Annotated in this window: 16 protein-coding genes; 11 read left to right on the top strand and 5 right to left on the bottom strand. The window is 62.1% G+C overall.

Annotation, left to right across the window (positions count from 1 at the left end; all coding sequences use genetic code 11):
• Positions 1-30 precede the first annotated feature (30 nt).
• The 4 genes from IEV88_RS13355 (at position 31) to IEV88_RS13340 (ending at position 2,611) form a co-directional block, all read left to right on the top strand.
• Positions 31-1,038 carry an alpha/beta hydrolase gene (locus IEV88_RS13355; protein ID WP_188157967.1) on the top strand — a complete coding sequence of 336 codons (1,008 nt, stop codon included), beginning with the start codon at positions 31-33 and terminating at the stop codon, positions 1,036-1,038.
• The gene (locus IEV88_RS13350) at positions 1,035-1,859 is read left to right on the top strand and encodes a glycosyltransferase family 2 protein (RefSeq protein ID WP_188157968.1); all 825 of its coding nucleotides are present in this window, start codon (positions 1,035-1,037) and stop codon (positions 1,857-1,859) included. The genes IEV88_RS13355 and IEV88_RS13350 overlap by 4 nt, the downstream gene beginning before the upstream one ends.
• Positions 1,860-1,973: 114 nt before the next feature.
• Positions 1,974-2,396 carry a hypothetical protein gene (locus IEV88_RS13345; RefSeq protein WP_188157969.1) on the top strand — a complete coding sequence of 141 codons (423 nt, stop codon included), beginning with the start codon at positions 1,974-1,976 and terminating at the stop codon, positions 2,394-2,396.
• A complete protein-coding gene (locus tag IEV88_RS13340; protein ID WP_188157970.1) occupies positions 2,396-2,611 on the top strand; it encodes a helix-turn-helix transcriptional regulator in 216 nt (71 codons plus the stop codon). The genes IEV88_RS13345 and IEV88_RS13340 overlap by 1 nt, the downstream gene beginning before the upstream one ends.
• A gap of 20 nt (positions 2,612-2,631) precedes the next feature.
• Here IEV88_RS13340 and IEV88_RS13335 read toward each other — a convergent pair whose 3' ends face one another.
• Complete coding sequence (locus IEV88_RS13335; RefSeq protein ID WP_188157971.1) at positions 2,632-3,558, bottom strand: calcium/sodium antiporter; 927 nt, start codon at positions 3,556-3,558, stop codon at positions 2,632-2,634.
• A gap of 126 nt (positions 3,559-3,684) precedes the next feature.
• Entirely contained in the window at positions 3,685-3,828 is a 144-nt protein-coding gene (locus IEV88_RS13330; RefSeq protein ID WP_188157972.1) for a hypothetical protein, read from the bottom strand.
• Positions 3,829-4,281: 453 nt separating this feature from the next.
• On the opposite strand from IEV88_RS13330, the gene IEV88_RS13325 reads away from it, so the two are divergent.
• Entirely contained in the window at positions 4,282-6,312 is a 2,031-nt protein-coding gene (locus IEV88_RS13325) for a TonB-dependent receptor (protein WP_188157973.1), read from the top strand.
• A 310-nt stretch (positions 6,313-6,622) separates the two neighbouring features.
• On the top strand, positions 6,623-7,285 hold the full coding sequence (locus IEV88_RS13320) for an SEL1-like repeat protein (RefSeq protein WP_188157974.1): 663 nt from the start codon (positions 6,623-6,625) through the stop codon (positions 7,283-7,285).
• Between the two features lie 77 nt (positions 7,286-7,362).
• On the opposite strand, the gene IEV88_RS13315 is transcribed toward IEV88_RS13320, so the two are convergent.
• Together IEV88_RS13315 and IEV88_RS13310 are read right to left on the bottom strand one after the other, a co-directional pair.
• Positions 7,363-7,854, bottom strand: a complete 492-nt coding sequence (locus IEV88_RS13315; RefSeq protein WP_505592657.1) for a YdeI/OmpD-associated family protein — start codon at positions 7,852-7,854, stop codon at positions 7,363-7,365.
• Between the two features lie 100 nt (positions 7,855-7,954).
• Positions 7,955-8,395 carry a hypothetical protein gene (locus tag IEV88_RS13310; RefSeq protein WP_188157975.1) on the bottom strand — a complete coding sequence of 147 codons (441 nt, stop codon included), beginning with the start codon at positions 8,393-8,395 and terminating at the stop codon, positions 7,955-7,957.
• Positions 8,396-8,535: 140 nt separating this feature from the next.
• Between IEV88_RS13310 and IEV88_RS13305 the strand changes: the two genes are divergently transcribed.
• Together IEV88_RS13305 and IEV88_RS13300 are read left to right on the top strand one after the other, a co-directional pair.
• On the top strand, positions 8,536-9,711 hold the full coding sequence (locus IEV88_RS13305; RefSeq protein ID WP_206711163.1) for a PQQ-dependent sugar dehydrogenase: 1,176 nt from the start codon (positions 8,536-8,538) through the stop codon (positions 9,709-9,711).
• A gap of 217 nt (positions 9,712-9,928) precedes the next feature.
• A complete protein-coding gene (locus IEV88_RS13300; RefSeq protein WP_188157977.1) occupies positions 9,929-13,279 on the top strand; it encodes an autotransporter family protein in 3,351 nt (1,116 codons plus the stop codon).
• 173 nt (positions 13,280-13,452) lie between these two features.
• Here the strand turns inward: IEV88_RS13300 and IEV88_RS13295 are convergent, their stop codons facing one another.
• The gene (locus IEV88_RS13295; protein WP_206711164.1) at positions 13,453-13,722 is read right to left on the bottom strand and encodes a DUF1674 domain-containing protein; all 270 of its coding nucleotides are present in this window, start codon (positions 13,720-13,722) and stop codon (positions 13,453-13,455) included.
• A gap of 77 nt (positions 13,723-13,799) precedes the next feature.
• Between IEV88_RS13295 and htpX the strand changes: the two genes are divergently transcribed.
• The 3 genes from htpX to IEV88_RS13280 all read left to right on the top strand — a co-directional run bounded on the left by htpX (position 13,800) and on the right by IEV88_RS13280 (position 16,948).
• Positions 13,800-14,708 (top strand): zinc metalloprotease HtpX, encoded by a 909-nt coding sequence (gene htpX, locus IEV88_RS13290; RefSeq protein ID WP_188157978.1) that lies wholly within the window; start codon positions 13,800-13,802, stop codon positions 14,706-14,708.
• 103 nt (positions 14,709-14,811) lie between these two features.
• A complete protein-coding gene (locus tag IEV88_RS13285; protein WP_188157979.1) occupies positions 14,812-15,735 on the top strand; it encodes a heme-dependent oxidative N-demethylase family protein in 924 nt (307 codons plus the stop codon).
• Positions 15,736-15,763: 28 nt separating this feature from the next.
• On the top strand, positions 15,764-16,948 hold the full coding sequence (locus IEV88_RS13280) for a serine hydrolase domain-containing protein (RefSeq protein WP_188157980.1): 1,185 nt from the start codon (positions 15,764-15,766) through the stop codon (positions 16,946-16,948).
• Positions 16,949-16,952 lie beyond the last annotated feature (4 nt).

Here is a 16,952-nt window from a genome sequence, read left to right as displayed (position 1 = left end):
CTTTGCCGATGACTGGCGGCATAAGGGGATATGACCCTGACGACTGCTCATGATGGCACCCTGCATCACCTCTGGCTCGACAGCGCGGCGCTGGCCGGGAATCTTCTCGGCGACCCGGCGCGCCGGCGGATCGACGTGTTCATACCGGAAGGCGAGACGGGCGAGGGCCTGCCGCTGCTGATCGATATCGTCGGCTATACCGCCGGCGGCCCGGCCCATACCAACTGGAAGAATTTCGGCGAGACGGTGCCCGACCGCGCCGCCCGGCTGATCGCCGAGGGCGAGATGCCGCCTTGCGTGATTGCCTTCCCGGACTGTTTCACCAAGCTGGGCGGCAACCAGTATATCAACTCCGCCGCCATGGGTCCGTGGGACGATATATTGCGCGCCGAGATCGTGCCCTTCATCGAGCAGAATTTCGGCTGCGGCGGTGCCGGCAGGCGTGGCATTTTCGGCAAGTCGTCCGGCGGCTATGGCGCTATCGTCCACGCACTGCTGCATCCGGATTTCTGGTCGGCGGCGGCCTGCCATTCCGGCGACATGGCGTTCGAGCTGTGCTACCTGCCGGAATTTCCCAAGGTCGTCCGTGCCCTGCAGAAAACCGATGGCTCGATCCGCAAGTGGCTGGAGGCTTTCTGGGCCGCACCAAAAGTGAAAGGCGACGATTTCCATATCCTGATGAGCCTTGCCATGTGTGCGACCTATGACCCGGCGCCGGACCAGCCCTGGGGCGTGCGCCTGCCGGTGACGATGGACACCTGCGAACTGATAGAAGACCGCTGGGCCAACTGGCTCGCCTGGGACCCGGTGGTGATGGCCAGGGAAAAAGCCGCCGGCCTGAAACAGATGAAGGCCCTGCACATCGAATGCGGCGATGCTGACCAGTATGATCTCGTCTATGGCGCAAGACGCCTGCGCCGTGTGCTGGAGGCTGCCGGGGTTGAGCACAGCTATGCGGAATTTCCGGACAATCATTCCTCCATCGATTACCGCATGGATGTGAGCCTGCCGCTGCTGGCAAAGGCGCTGTCAGAATGAGCGAGACCAGCAGCACCCAGCGCATGATCCCGCCGGTATCGGCCTATATCCGGACCCTGAACGAGACGCGGATGATCGCCGAGGTGGTGCGCGCCGCCCTGACCGTGGCGCGCGAAGTGATCGTGATCGATTCAGGCTCTACCGATGGCACGATCGAGCTGGCGCGCGAAGCTGGCGCGACGGTCGTCCACCAGGACTGGCTCGGCAATGGCGGGCAGAAGCGCGTCGGCGAGGACAGGGCATTATATGACTGGGTGCTCGATATCGACGCCGATGAGGTTGTCACGCCGGAATTCGCAGAGGAAGTCGCCGCCCTGTTCGAGAAGGGCGAGCCGCCTTGTGCGGTCTACAACACCCCGCTGGTCAATGTGCCGCCGGTGGGTGAGCCCTGGTATGGATACGGACAATCGGTCCGTCACAAGCTTTACGACAAGACGAAGATCCGCATCCCGGATCATCCGGCATGGGACCAGTTCAAAATTCCGTCGGACATGAAGGTCGGACGGCTGAAACACGCCATCCTGCACTATGCTTTCGACGGGGCGGAGCTGTTCATCGCCAAAGTGAACAAGAACTCGTCGACCCGCGCCGAGCACGTGAAGGACAAGCCGCTGTTCTGGCTCTATATCCGCATCCTGCTGGGCTTCTGGATCTATTTCGGCAAGCGCTATTTCGTCAACGGGCTGTGGCGCGGCGGGCTTTACGGCTTTGCCTTTGCCTTCATGTCGGGCTTCGGCAAATGGCTGCGCGACGTGAAGATGTATGAGCGCATCATGAAGGAACGCGGCCAATCGCTCTACAAGGACGAAGAGCCGGATTGACTCTTTCGTTGTCAAAAATTCTTGACATGTCAAAAATCTTTGACTACACGGGTTGTGTAAGATATTTTTGACATGCCTCGCCGCACTTGGTGGCAGGCCCAACGGGAGAGTTTTATGAGCCTGAACGAAAAATCCGCCCTCGCCATGGGGATATTGAGCCTCCTCGTGCTCGCATGGTTTGCCTCGATGATCGTGCCGCCGGTGATCGCCGGTGGCGGGGCGCCGGGCCCGGCAGAGCTGCCGCTGATCCTCGGCTCGGTGCTGTTCATCATCGCGTCCATCGTGATCCAGGCGGTGCTGAGAGGCTTCTCACCGAAGGATGCCGTGCGCGGCGAGGACGACCGCGACCGGATGATCATGTACAAGGCCGGCGCTTACGCCGGGTCGTTTTTCGGCTTCGTCGTCGTGTGGGGACTTTTTCAGTACGCCACGACCGGCAACGCCGATGCGATGTTCGCCACCTGCCTGATCGGCCTGTTGGCGGCGACGGCGGCGTGCTTTGGCCTGCAGATCGCGTTCTACCGGATCGCGCATTGATGACCAGGCGTCCGCCCATCACCAACAAGGTGCGGCAGCTGCGGGAGGCCCACGGCAATATGAGCCAGTCGGCCCTCGCAGATGCGATCGGCGTCACCCGCCAGACGGTGATCGCCATCGAGCAGGGGCGCTATTCACCGTCGCTGGAAAGCGCGTTCCGCATTTCCCGGATCTTCGGCGTGGGTGTGGAGGACGTGTTCGGCTGGGAAGGGTAAGTCCCTTCTCAGCGCCAGAGCTACCGCAAAAACAGGAATCCGGTAAACGCCACATAGCCGAGGACGAAGACCGCGCCTTCCCAGCGCTCGATCCTGCGGCCGGTCCAGGCAAAGAAGATCAGCGCCAGCGCGGCGGCGAGCATGATCCAGCCATCGGCTTCAAGGATCATCGGCGGCACCTCGAGCGGATGGATCAGGGCGGTGATGCCGAAGATCGCCAGCAGGTTGAAGATGTTCGAGCCGATGACGTTGCCGATGGCGATGTCCGATTGCTTCTTCAGGGCGGCAGTGACCGAGGTGACCAGTTCCGGCAGCGAGGTGCCAACGGCGACGATGGTCAGGCCGATCACCGTCTCGTCGACACCAAGGTCTGCCGCAATGGTGATGGCACCGCGCACCAGCATGTTTGCCCCGGTCAGGATGGCGATCAGGCCGGCGAGGAAGAACAGACCGGCCTTGAGATAGCTTTCCGGCGCGGCAGGGATCTCCTCCTCGAGCGCGGCGGCGGTCTCGTCGGTTTTCCACGCGAGAAACATGAAGGCGAAGAGACCGACGACGAGCACCAGCCCGGCAAGGCGCCCGATCTCGCCGGTGAAGAACAGGGCGAGCACGACCAGAGTCGCGATGATCATCACGCTGCCATCGCGCTTCAAGGCGCGCAGGTCGGTCGCGAGCGGAAAGATCAGCGCCGCGCAACCGAGGATAAGCAGCACATTGGCGATGTTGGAGCCGACGACATTGCCGATGGCGATGCCGGGCGACCCGGCGAACGCGGCGTTGAGCGAGGTCAGGAGTTCAGGCAGGGACGTGCCGAAGCCGACGAGGGTCAGGCCGATCAGCATGGGCGACATGCCGGCCCGCTTGGCGATGGCAACAGCGCCGCGCACCAGCGCATCGCCGCCGAAGATCAGCAGAACGAGACCGACGGCAATAAGGAAAAAACTCACGAAAACCACCCTGTCCGAGACTGTGACGATTGCAGGAAAAAAGCGACCCGGCGATCAGATATGGGAATCGCCGGGACTTTTACATGAGTGGTCAGGACCGGCATCCGCAAATTTTTGCGGCAGCGATCAGGATTTGGCGGGCTTGGCGTTTTTCTTGGCGATCAGATCCTGTTTTTCTTTTTTCAGGGTATCGATTTCAGCCCGAAGTGCCTTCAAACGATCATTGATCTGCTGGATCTTGCCCGGCTTCGCTTTGGTAGTATCAGTCATGGTTGTAATCCCCCGTAGGTTGTACCAGAGCAGGCTACAATGCGTGCTCTCTGCAAGATTAGTGATCAAATGGTGACGGAACAACTCTTTTAATGCGCTGCAGCATGAGAATCGGACGAACGGCGTGCGCCGATCCCGACGGACGATGTTTTGAAGTCACACCCCTTTTGGTACTGCATCAAGCATGGCTTGCCCAAGTACGGTGACGGTGACGGGGCTCTTGTCTCAACTGCTCGGCATTAGCCCTGGCGCGGGGTCGGCTCGCGACTGTTTCCTCGTCTATGGGGAGCTTGTGTCGCTGGCGGCTGTCGACGCTCTGTGGTTCCGCTCTACCTTGCTCAGAACCGGGTGAGCGGTGGATGTGCCACCTGAACATCGAAACAGGCAGTGGTAATGGTGATGGCGAGACGATCAGATCGGCAGTTTTCAGCGGCCGCTCGAAATGGCAGCAGGTTGAGTATCAGGCGCCTTCTGTTCTCGACAGCCTTCAGCGCCCTTGCCGTGCCCGGGCTGACGGCCGCCGCGCAGGACGGCCCGCCAGTCGATGACGAAGTCATCATCATCACGACGGAACGCCGCGCGGCGCTGCTGGAAGATACTCCCGCCGCCATTTCCACGGTCGAGGATATCGACCGCATCAATGCCGATCACCCGGCAGAACTGCTCGCCCGGGTGCCCGGCGTCATGATCGACCGCAATTCCGGCCAGGAGAGCCTGACGGCGATCCGCTCGCCGGTGCTGACCGGCGGGGCGGGGGCAGGCTCCTTCCTTTATCTGGAAAACGGCGTGCCGATCTACGCCCCCGGCTTTGCCAATGTAAACGGGCTGTTCCAGGCCAACACCATGCTCGCTGACCGGCTGGAAGTGGTGCGCGGCCCGTCCGGCGCGTTCTATGGCGCCAATGCGATCCATGGCGTGATCAACGTCATCTCGCCGCACCCGTCCGTCAACGGACAGTTCGCCGAATTTTCGCTGTCGGAGTATCACCGCAAGGGCGAGTCGGGGATTGGCCGCATGACCCGCGGCAAGGGGTTCTTCGCCGGCGTAGCCGTCCATGACGATACTGGTTATCGCACGGACTCAGGTGTCGACCAGCAGGAGCTTGTCCTGCGCCAGGTCGACGAGACGGGTACATGGCGCCGCGATACGATCCTGGCGGTGAACAATCTGAACCAGGAAACGGCGGGCTATATCGAGGGCGAGGATATCTACAAGGATCGCGAGGCGGCGCGGGTCAACCCGAATCCGGAAGCCTTCCGCGACGTCACGTCCGTCCGTCTGCAGAGCACGTTCGAGCGTGACACCGAGGACGGCATGATCTCGATCACGCCCTATGCCCGCTGGACGGACATGGACTTCAAGCAGCACTTCCTGCCGTCGCAATCGCTGGAGGAAAACGCCCACTGGTCGCTTGGCGCGCAAAGCGCCTTCTATGCCAATCCGGGCGAGCGGGTGACGCTGACCTATGGCCTCGATGCAGAGTATACGGAAGGCTGGCTGACCGAAGTGCAGGAGGCGCCGGACATCTTCTCCTACCGTCAGGGCGTGCACTATGATTACGACGTGACGGCAGCGAGCCTGTCGCCCTTTGCGCAGGCCGAAACGGCCCTGACCGACCGGCTGTCGCTGATCGCGGCCGCGCGGGCCGACTGGACGCGTTATGACTATACCAACAATACCGGTGACGGCCTGTTTGGGCGCAATCTGCGCCCCGCCGACAGGACCGACGAATTCCTGACCCTCAGCCCGAAACTGACACTGCAGCGCCGTGGTGATGACAACCTTCTCTGGGCGTCCTATGCCCGCGGTGCCCGCCCGCCACAGACGAGCGAACTCTATCGTCTGCAGTCGAACGAAACCATAGGTCTGGCAAAGGAAGAGACCATCGACAGTATCGAGGCCGGCTGGCGCGGCAGGCTGGGCGAGCGCGTGAGCGCCTCCGCCGTCGCCTTCTGGATGGACAAGGACAATTACTATTTCCGCGATGCCGACGGCTTCAACGTCGCAGACGGCAAGACCCGCCATATCGGCATCGAGGCGGAGGTGACGGCGCGGCTGACCGAGACGCTCTCTCTGTCGGCCAATGGCACCATCGCCGAGCACACCTATCGGTTCGACCGGCCGGTGACGAGCCAGGTCAGCGAGGCGATTTCGAAAGGCGACGAAGTCGACACCGCGCCAACCACGATCGGCGGGGCGCGGCTGTCATGGCAGCCGGACTTCGTATCGGGCGTTTCCTCGGAACTGGAATGGGTCCATGTCGGGGAGTATTATCTCGATGCGGCCAACACGACCGAGTATCCGGGCCATGACATTTTCCATCTGCGGGCGCAAAGGCAGTTTGGTTTCTTTACCCTGCGCGGCACGGTGCGCAATCTGCTCGACGAGGAATATGCGACGCGCGCCGATTACGCCTTTGGCAATTACCGATACTTCCCCGACGAAGGCCGTACCCTGACGATTGCGCTGAGAATGGAGAACTGACCGGGCGTCCCCGTTGAATGGCTGTTACCCATCCTTCGAACGGGGGATGGCTGATCCCTCGTCCGGGTGGCAGAATGCATTCAAGGCCGAAGAGAAAAGATAAACGGGAGAACCGGCATGCGCCTGATTATGCTTACAGTGGCATCGCTGCTTGCCGTGACAGGCAATGCCGTTGCCCAATCCTGCCCGACCCCGGCGACAATAACTGCCGTCAGCACCAGGGCGCTCGACGCGCTTCTGGATGATCCGATGAGTCTCGCTGCCGAGGATCGATCCTCGCCTTGCCACGGAAGTCCGTGCAAACACTATTTTGCTGTGGAAATACCATGGCATCAATGGCCTTGGTGAGGCGAGGGGCGGCCTGTCCCTGCTGACGGCCTGCATCAGCAATGGCGGCTGCGGCTTTGACAAGCCGTCTCAGGATGTCGTCACGGGCCTCTACGACTTCGTCAACAACAAGCGCCCGACCTTGCCGGCCAGCCTGCAGGTGCCGCCGCAAAGCGCCATTGACTGGGCCAAGGAGAAACTCGCCTGCTCGCTTGAAGCTGCCCCCACCGCCCCGCGAGTGACGACTGCCAGCACGGAGCGCCGGCCCGTTCCCGTGCTCGTGCCGAATACGGAAGAAGGAAGGCAACAACTGGAAAGCACGCAGAGGGCCATCCGGACCATAGATGGCTTGTGCCATGACAAGAGCTTTACCGGGCGCGCTGAAAACTGCATGAAACTGGCAACCTCCTTCGATCGGGGCATTGCAGGCTTCGAATATGATGGGGAAAGTGCGCGGTATTACTTCAGACAGGCCTGTCATGAAGGCGAGCCGATGGGCTGCTACAATTACGGAACGTCGCTGCGTCAGTGGGGAAAGACCGAGGAAGAAAAAGATCTCGGAATGGAATATGTCGGCAAGGCCTGTGACCTCGGCAATCAGATGGCCTGTACCAATTACGAGGTCTGGACCGGTGGCCCACGATAGGGGGTCAGTCGGGTGAAAGGGTCATGACGTCCCAAGGATTTGTGTCCGCTGGCGCGTGAGAATAAAGGGTTCAAGAGTTAGCGGAACTGGTTGGCGCGCTTGTTGTCCGCGGCAAGCCGCGCTGTTTCCTCGACCCGGTTTGCGCGGGTCTGTGGCCTCTTCGCCTGCTTGATCCATTCAAGGATGCCACGCTTGGCCGATTTCGGGAATGCCTCGAAATGCGCCGCAGCCTGACCGTTCGAGGCGAGCGCTGCGGCGAGGTCGTCCGGGATGATCCCTTTTTCGACATCGTCAAGGAAAGCCCATGAACCGTCCTTTTTCGCACCGGCGACGGCGGTGCGGCCAGCGGCGGTCATCAACCCCGCCTTTTCCAGCTTGGCGATGCGGCGCTTGTTGATCGCCGACCAGGCACTGCCGGCCTTGCGCGGCGACAGGCGCAGCATGGTGCGCATCTCGTCCAGCTTGCGCGGCAGGGAATCGACCCAGCCGAAGCACAGGGCTTCCTCCACGATATCGTTATAGGGGAGATATTTCTCGCCCGCAGCCTTCTTCCAGGTCACGAGCCAGATACTGTCCGCCTACCGATGGTTCGCCTCGAGCCAGTCCCGCAAGCCGGCGCGCGATGCCACCTCGACCTGTTCATGGTCCGCTGCCATGGCGCCGCCCGCCTCAGTCCCGCTTCGGGCGGGCCAGTTCGAATACGAGCCCGCCAATGCCCGCCGCGACCAACTGCAGGATATAACCGGTCGTCTTCTGCGCCGAGGAGATCGGGATCTCGTTGCCCGGCACGAACACTTCCATCAGAAAGAGCGCCAGTGCCAGCGAGGCGACGCCCGCGGCGACATAGGCGATGGGCGACAGGAACGGCAGGACCGCCTTGACCAGCGAGGCGATGAAAAAGCCGATGGCGAAGCCCATGGCAATGACGATGCTGTAGAGCCACAGCCCGGCGAGATCGGTCAGCGTGGTCTCCAGCCGCGTATCGAAACTGATGGTGGCGCCGAGATCGGCGAGCTGGGCCAGCACCATCTGGGTCTGGAAGATGCTCGCAAACCCATAGGCGACCGCCGACGCGAGGACCCAGGCAAAGATATTTCCGAAAAACCGCATGACACCCCTTCCGTCACAAACGCGTCAGCAAGGCCGACGGGACCACTTATCGAATTCATAGAATATTGTGCCACGCCCCGCCAGCCTCTACGGTGTATCGTCACCGGTTTCACCGGAAAATGATCAAAGGGGATCCGACCATGCGCTTTCTGACCGCCATTTCTGCCACCGCTCTCATTGCCGGCCTGTCATTGGGCTCCGCCAGTGCCCAGTCCAGCGTGCTGATCGAGGACAATATTCCCGCAGCCCCGGTCAATTACGAGCTGGAGGTCCTCGCCGAAGGCCTGGAAAGCCCCTATTCCGTCGCCTTCCTGCCGGATGAGGGCGGGTTTGATGGCGACATGCTGGTGGTCGAGAAATCAGGCGAGCTGCGCGTCTTCCGCGACGATGAATTGCTGCCCGATCCGGTTGAGGGCACGGCGCCGGTTCATTTCAACAGCCAGGCCGGTTTCCTCGAAGTCGCCCTGCACCCGGACTTTGAAGAGAACAGCAAGATCTATCTCGTCTACGCCCATGGCGACGAACGCGCGAACGGGACGCGGTTGTCGATGGCCACCTGGGTACCGACCGAGACCGGCGGGATGCTGGAAGATTACGAAGTCCTGTTCACGGCCGACCCGCTGAAACAAGGCAGCGCCCATTATGGCGGCCGCCTCGCCTTCCTGCCGGACGATACCATGCTGTTGACCATTGGCGACGGCTATACGCAGAAGGACCGCGCGCCCAAGCTCGACAATCATTTCGGCAAGATCATCCGTCTCAACCTCGACGGCACCGTGCCGGACGATAACCCGTTTGTCGGCCAGGACGATGCAAAGCCGGAGATCTGGTCCTTTGGCCACCGCAATCCGCAGGGCCTGATCTATGACCCGGCCTCCGACACCGTCTATGAGCACGAGCACGGGCCAAAGGGCGGCGACGAGATCAACATCATCGAGCCCGGCAATCATTATGGCTGGCCGGTCATCACCTATGGCATCGACTATTCCGGCGCCGTCATCTCGCCATTCAAGGAGATGGACGGGATGGAACAGCCGGTCATGCATTTCGTGCCCTCGATCGCACCATCGGGCTTCACCCTGTATCGCGGTGACAAGTTTCCCGAATGGGACGGCGACCTGTTCATCGGCGCGCTGGCCCATGAGCATGTCCGGCGCATCGACATGGGAGAGGATGGCAGCTTCGGCGACCAACAGGAATTGTTCACCGAGCTGGGCGAGCGCATCCGCGACGTGCGCACCGGACCGGACGGCCATCTCTACGTGCTGACCGACGGCGCCAACGGCAAGGTCATCCGTGTCAAACCGGCCCGATAAGCCGGTTTGACACTACCCTATACCGGATTAGCGATCCGTAACTTCCCCTGCCTGCAGGCTATTTGGGTTGCAAATCGCCACGCGTTGGGCGAGACATTAACCTTCTGAAAAGGACAGGAGCGCCCGGAAACCTGACAGTACCGGACTGGCGTCGCCTACAGACGGCGCAAAAGCCCGGTCAGGCCATCCCGGCGCAGAGGAAACAAACGGAGTTTTTATGGTAACGGGTATCACTCAGCCGACCGGCCTTACGGGCAAGCGCGCCTTGCGGGCGATCCTTCTGGCAGGCGTTGCCACCAGCCTGTTCGTTGCCGGGGCGCAGGCCCAGGTGACGGTCGACGATGACCGCACAACGCCGATCGCCACCGCCACGGCAAGCGGCGGCAATCCGGCTGATGTGACGATTTCGACCGATGGCTCCATCACGCTCGATGACGGCGGCACGGCGGTGACCGTTAACTCCGACAACGACCTGACCATGCTGGGTGACCTTGTTCTCGGCCATGTCGACGATGCCATCGGCGTCCTGATCGAGCCGGGCAATGAGGGTGATATCATCATCGGCGGCAACATCCTGATGGAGCGCACGGAAGCGCAGCAAGAGGCCAATGCCGACGAGGACGTCACCGATTATGCCGACAACCGCTACGGTCTGCTGTTGCAGGCAGGCGGCACCCATACCGGCGATATCAGTTTCAGTTCCTCCGGGGCGATCCGGCTCTATGGCGACAATTCGGTCGGCATCGACCTGTCCGGTGCGCTTGACGGCGACCTGGCGATCGCCGGCGACTTCACCGTGGGCGGTGTCAATGCGGTCGGTCTTGCGATCCGCGATACCGTGACCGGGGATGTCACGATCAACTCCTCAAGTATCAGCTTTGTCGGCGGCAGCGGCGCGACCGGCTATCTGATCGACGGCGATATCGAAGGCAGGCTGCTGCATGCCGGCAGTATCACGGTCACCGGCTATTTCGACAGCACGGTCGATGCTGAAGACGACCCGGACAACAACAATGACGAACAGGCCGCCCTGCAAAGCGGGTCGGCGATCGACCTCTCCGGCGATGTCGATGGCGGCTTCCTCATTCAGGGGCCGGTGCCCGTCAGTGACCAGCCTGCCGATTACAGTGCCCCGGCAACGGCAAGCGTGCTCGTCGATGGCAGCGCGCCTGCCCTGTTTATCCATGGCGGTGCCGTACTCGGCGAACTCGACACGTCCGACTTCGGTGCCGACTACGGCGCCTGGGGCTTCGTCAACCGCGGCAACATCACCGCGCGCGGGCTGTACTCGCAGGTCGACGCCACAGGCGCGCGGATCGAGGAAGCGACCATCTTCGGCGGCATCCGCAATGACGGCACGGTGCGGGCGTCATCGTATAATGGCGACGCGACCGCGCTGCATCTCGGCAACATCACCCTCGATACCCTGCGCAATGCCGGCAGCATCCAGGCTGTGTCGAACGCGGACGACGCGTCCCTCGGCACCGTCAATGCGACGGCCCTGCTGATCGATGCAGATGCGACACTGCCAAGCCTGCGCAACGACCTGCGCATCGAAGCGGTCGTCACCGCCGACAATGGCAATGCCATCGCGATCAAGGACGAAAGCGGTACACTGACCGAAATCGTCAATAGCGGCGGAATCTTCGCCAATGTCGTCGATTTTGCCGACGATGAAGGCGAAGAACCGACCGGCGATGCCATCGCCATCGACGTGTCCGCCAACACGAGCGGCGTTACCATCCGCAACACGGTGTCGGATTCCTTCGACGACGAGAACGGCAACCGCGCCAATTTCGGCCAGGTTCGCGGCGACATCCTGTTCGGCAGCGGCGATAACAGCTATCTCGCCGATGCCGGCGTCACCCAGGGCGATATCTTCTTCCAGGGCGGCAATGACACGGTCAGCCTGTCCCAGACGGCCCGCATGTTCGGCGATATCGATTTCGGCATGGGTGCGGACATTTTCACCCTCGACAATGCCAATTTCATCGGCAATGCCGAGTTCGGCGGCGGCATGGATGTGCTGAACATTCTCGGCGGCGGCTTCTTCAGCGGTGACATCACCGATTCCGACGGCATGCTCGACATCACGGTGTCCGGCGGCTCGACCTTCTACGAGACCGGCGGAGAGGACACGACTATCAGCAATCTGTTCATCGGCTCTGCCTCCACGCTCGGCATCGGCATCAGCGAGAACGGTACCGGCGCGACGAGTTTCCTTGTCAGCGACACCGCAACATTCGAAAACGGCGCCACCATCCAGCCTGTCTTCATCGGCGGTGCCGTCGAGACGATCTCGGCTGAAATCGTCATTGCCAATATCCTGAATGTCGACCCGACCCAGCTCGTGATCGGCGATTCCGAAGGCAACACGCCCTATCTGTTCAATATCACTTTCGACACGACGACTGACGCGACCGCCGGCACGGAAAGCCTGATCCTGAATGTCCAGCGCCGCACAGCCGAGGAACTGGGACTGCAGGAAGGCCTCGCCCCCGCCTATGTCCCGACGCTGGAAGCGCTGGCAACCGATGACGATCTCGGCCCGCTGGTCCTGAACTTCACCCAGGAGGCCGATTTCCGCGATGCACTGAGCCAGCTTCTGGCCGGGCCGCTCGACGCGCCACTGGCTTATGCGCGCGCCCAGAACAACTCCGTGACGTCGATCATCACCCAACGGCTCGATCTTGCGAGAAACGCGGGTGCCTATCCGCGCACCTTCTGGATCCAGGAGGAGATCTATTTCCTCAACCGGGGTTCCGACGAGGTTTCCAACGGATTTGACGGCGGCGGCTTCTCTCTCGCTGCCGGTGTCGACGCCGGTCTCGACAATTATGTCGATGCGGTCGGTCTGTCCGTCAGCCTGTCATCGGCAAAATATGACGAGAAGAAGGGCGGCGACTTCCCGTTCGAGCGCCTGACCTATGGTGTCGGCGCCTATGCTGCTTTCTCGGCCGGGCCGATTCAGCTTGATACGCGTGCTGAATATGCAGTCAGCGACAGCGAGTCGGAACGCAATATCTCGATCGGCGATGTCGACCGCACCGCCTTTGGCGAGTGGGAGGGCTCCCAGATCGCAGCCAGCGCCCGCGTGCGCTATTCGGCCGAAATGCTGGGCATCACGACCGAGCCCTTCGTCAGTGCCGACTTCATCAGCATCACGGAGGATGCCTATGAGGAAACCGGCGGCGGCAATGGCGTCGACCTCGCCGTCGACGAGCGCACCCATGAAAGCCTGCGGGCCAATGTCGGCCTGCGCGTCGGCAAGGTCTTCCAGATGCAGCCCTCGATCTACGATACCGGCATTCCCGGCACGATCCATCCGCAGCTCACGGTCGCCTGGTCGCAGGAGTTGAACGACGACCCGCTGGAAGCCGATTACCAATATCTGTCCGGCGGTGACGAGTTCACCCTGTTTACCGATCCGGAAGAGGGCGCTGCCATCGTGGGCGCGGACGTGGCCTATGAGAATGAATACGCCAAGCTGCATCTGGGCGTTTCGGGCACGATCGGCGAAACGACCGAAGCCGTGATCCTGCGCGCCGGTGTCGGCCTGAAATGGTAGGCTGAAGAGCCAAGGCACCTAAAAAAGCGGCCCCCGGAGGCCGCTTTTTTTGCGTCTCAGGAGCAGGACTGCCTAGATCAACCTGCGTTCAAACGGAATCATTTAAACGCAGAAAGTTGATCTACTTCAATGGTGTAGAGCATCTTTGTGCGCCCGGTCGGGCGCACGATGCTCTAGCTGAAATCGATGGCGCGGCCGGCCTTCTCCCAATCGCCATAGCGGGTGGCTTCGGCGCGGTCGGCACCATTGACCTCCCGTGGCACATCAGCGCGCGCATCGATCGCCGCACGCCGGTCCCGCGCCTCGCGCAGGGCGGCGATCTGGGTCTCGTTCAGGGCAACACCGTTGACCATCAGCGGGATGCCATCGTCGGTCGTCGGGACGGGCGTCTCGGCCCGGGCTTCGCTTGCCGATACCCGCTTGTCGTCGTTCTCACCGGTCATTGTCCGGGCCTCATATCCTTGTAATGGCGTGGGCTTCTCCTATTTCATATAGGTCTCAACCAATGGAGTGGAAAGCCATGAGTTCGGTATTGCGCACCGGCATTCTTATCGCTGCGATGACGGCCCTGTTCGGGGTCATCGGCCTGCTGCTGGGCGGCAAGGCGGGAATGCTGATCGCCCTCGTCCTCGCCGCGGTCATGAACGCGTTCAGCTACTGGAACGCCGACAAGATCGTGCTGAAAATGTACAATGCCAAGCAGGTCGACCCGGAAACGGCGACAGGCCGCATACGCAGCTATGCGGAACTGACCTCCGAGCTCGCCCACCGTGCGGGTATGCCGCAGCCGAAAATCTATGTGATCGACAACGACCAGCCAAACGCCTTTGCCACCGGCCGCAATCCGGAAAATGCTGCCGTCGCAGCCACAACCGGCCTGCTCGCCGTGCTCAGCGACGAGGAGATCGCCGGCGTGATGGCGCATGAGCTGGCCCATGTGCGCAACCGCGACACGCTGACCATGACCGTGACCGCGACCTTGGCCGGCGCGATTTCCATGCTCGCCAATTTCGCGCTGTTCTTCGGCGGCGGGCGCGAGCGCGTCGGCCTGATCGGGTCCATCGCGATCATGATCTTTGCGCCGCTGGCCGCGGGCCTCGTGCAGATGGCGATCAGCCGCACACGTGAATATGAAGCCGATCGCATCGGCGCGGAAATCTGCGGTCAGCCGCTCTGGCTCGCCTCGGCGCTGGCCAAGATATCCAACGGCGTGGCCCGCATCCCCAATCCGACGGCGGAGCGCTTCCCGGCCTCCGGGCAGATGATGATCATGAACCCGCTGTCGGGCAAGGGCGCGGACAATCTGTTCTCGACTCATCCGGGCACCCAGAACCGCATCGACCGGCTGGTCGAGCTTGCCCGCTCCATGGGCCAGACGCCCGCCTATAGCGAGGAAGCGCCGCAGACCCGGCGCGGCCCGTGGGGGTAATTTATTTGAATGACTCGACCGGAAGGAGCCCGCCATTGCGCGGGCTTCTTCTTTGGCCGACAAACTCCTCAGCGCAATCTCACCCGTGTGTTAGAGATACTGCATGACCGCCTTCCGCCACACGCCCTATGACGGCTCCGCCCAGCCCTTCACCATGGGCCTGGCGCCGTGCGCGGAGGAAGACTGGATCGAGCCCGACGCCCATCTGACCGATCACCTGCTGCAAAAAGACCGCTTGCTGACGGATCGCCCGGACGCCGTCTATCGGACGACCGAGGGGATGCACTCAGCGGAAGCCGCGCTGCTCGCCCTGCTGATCGGCCATCTGCCCCGCCTCTTTCCCGATCTCTATGAATGCGATGGCAAGACGATCACCCTCAAGCCGCTGGGCGTGACATACTCGATTGCGGACCATAGCGGCGCCCCCCTCACCCTCGCCGGCCGGCTGGTGCAGGAAGATCTCTGCCTGATCCGTCCGCGCGAGGACGGCACTCATGAGCTGGCTGCCGCCTGCCTGTGCTTTCCGTCGTCCTGGCGGCTTGCTGACAAGATCGGCAAGCCACTGGAGGCCGTGCACGGACCGGTTCCCGGCTATGAAAGCGACCTTGCCCCGCGCGTCAACCGGCTGTTCTCCCGCCTGCCGGACAACCAGATCCTGTGGCGCATGAACTGGTCGCTTGACGAGAATGCGGGAGACGAAGGGGAGGCCCTGCACCGTCCGCAGCCGCACAGCCATGATGCCTGGCTCGACGCGGGCGGCGATCCACTCGATCACATCAGCATACGCACCGAACGCCAGACCGTGCGCCGCCTGCCCGCGACCGGCATGATCCTGTTCACGATCAAGATCGGCCTCGATCCACTGCGCGAGTTTGCCGCTCGCCCCAACGCCGCTGCCCTGGCGAAGCGCATGCATGACCAGCTCGCCGCGATGACGGCCGCGCAGGCCGCCTATAAGGGAGTGAGCCGGGCGCGCCCTGTTATCCTGGAGCGCCTTGCCGACATCGCGGCAGCCAGCCTAAGGTGACGCGAGCGGCAGAACCGAGGAGAGTTACATGTTTTTGCGTCAGGGCCTGCCAGCCATAGCCGTCATCGCCGCCCTTGGCCTTTGGCTCACTGCCTGCATGGAGGACAAAATCCCCGATGAGGGCCGGATCGTCGCCGCACAAGCTGAACGCAATGCCGCTGCACCGCAAGGCGCAACCAAGGCCGCGAAGCTGGATGCGATCTTCACCCGCGCCATGGAAGAGGACGGCTTCATGGGCCATGTCATCATCACTCATCATGGCGAGGTGATGTTTGCGAAAGGCTATGGCTTTGCCGATATCGAGGCAGGCCTTGAGCACGACGTGGACGTGCCGTTCCCGATTGCCTCGGTTACCAAGCAATGGACCAGCGCCGTTGCCTTCCTGCTGGCAGAGAAAGGCGTTCTGGAGCTCGACAATTCGGCGAACCAGTATCTGGGCGAAGCTTGCTCCCTGCCCCAGGGCAGCGCGACCCTGCGCCAGTTGATGGCGCATAGGAGCGGCCTCGCCAGGGACGAGGAATTCTATCGCACCCTCGGCGATGGCGCTGCCCTGCTCGGCCCCGTCGATTCGCTGACTGAAATTATCTGTACCCTGCCTCAACGGGGCGATCCCGGCATAGAATTCATCTATCGGCGCACGGATACGATCGTTCTGCAGACGGTGATCGAACAGGTCACGTCGAGGCCATTCGCGGAGCTGCTGCAGACAGAATTGCTGGAGCCGCTTGGCATGACGGCCTCCGGCATGATGCCGCCAGCCCCCCGCCCGGCCGGGATGATGGCCGGCTATGTGCGCATTGGCGGCGACTATGTGGCGGAGGAGTATCCGCGATATCTCACCGCCGCGGCAGGGGGGCTGTCGACGCCGCGCGACATGGCTGTCTGGAACACTGCGATCAGCGAGGCGCCGCTGTTCGATTCGATCCGCGATGAATGGCTGCGTGGCGATGGTGCCATTGGATATACCGGAGCCGGACAATGGGTGTTTCCCTATTCAACCGGTGCAGGCAGGTGGCTGATGACCGCCGAGCGACAGGGGCAGACCGGCGCGATCCACAACGCCAATGCCGTGCGATTGCAGGACGGGTACACCTTCAACCTGGTCAGCAATGTCGGCGGCCCGGATCTGGAAAAGATCTACACCAGGCGTGGCCTCGTCAACGACGCAATCCGTATCCTGCTCAGTGAGGAAACCGCAAGGCCGGCGCAATAGGCCT

The organism is Aquisalinus flavus, assembly GCF_014640095.1.
Lineage (GTDB): Bacteria > Pseudomonadota > Alphaproteobacteria > Caulobacterales > Parvularculaceae > Aquisalinus > Aquisalinus flavus.
Note: the sequence above shows the minus strand (reverse complement) of the source record. Positions and strands in the feature narration are given on the sequence as shown.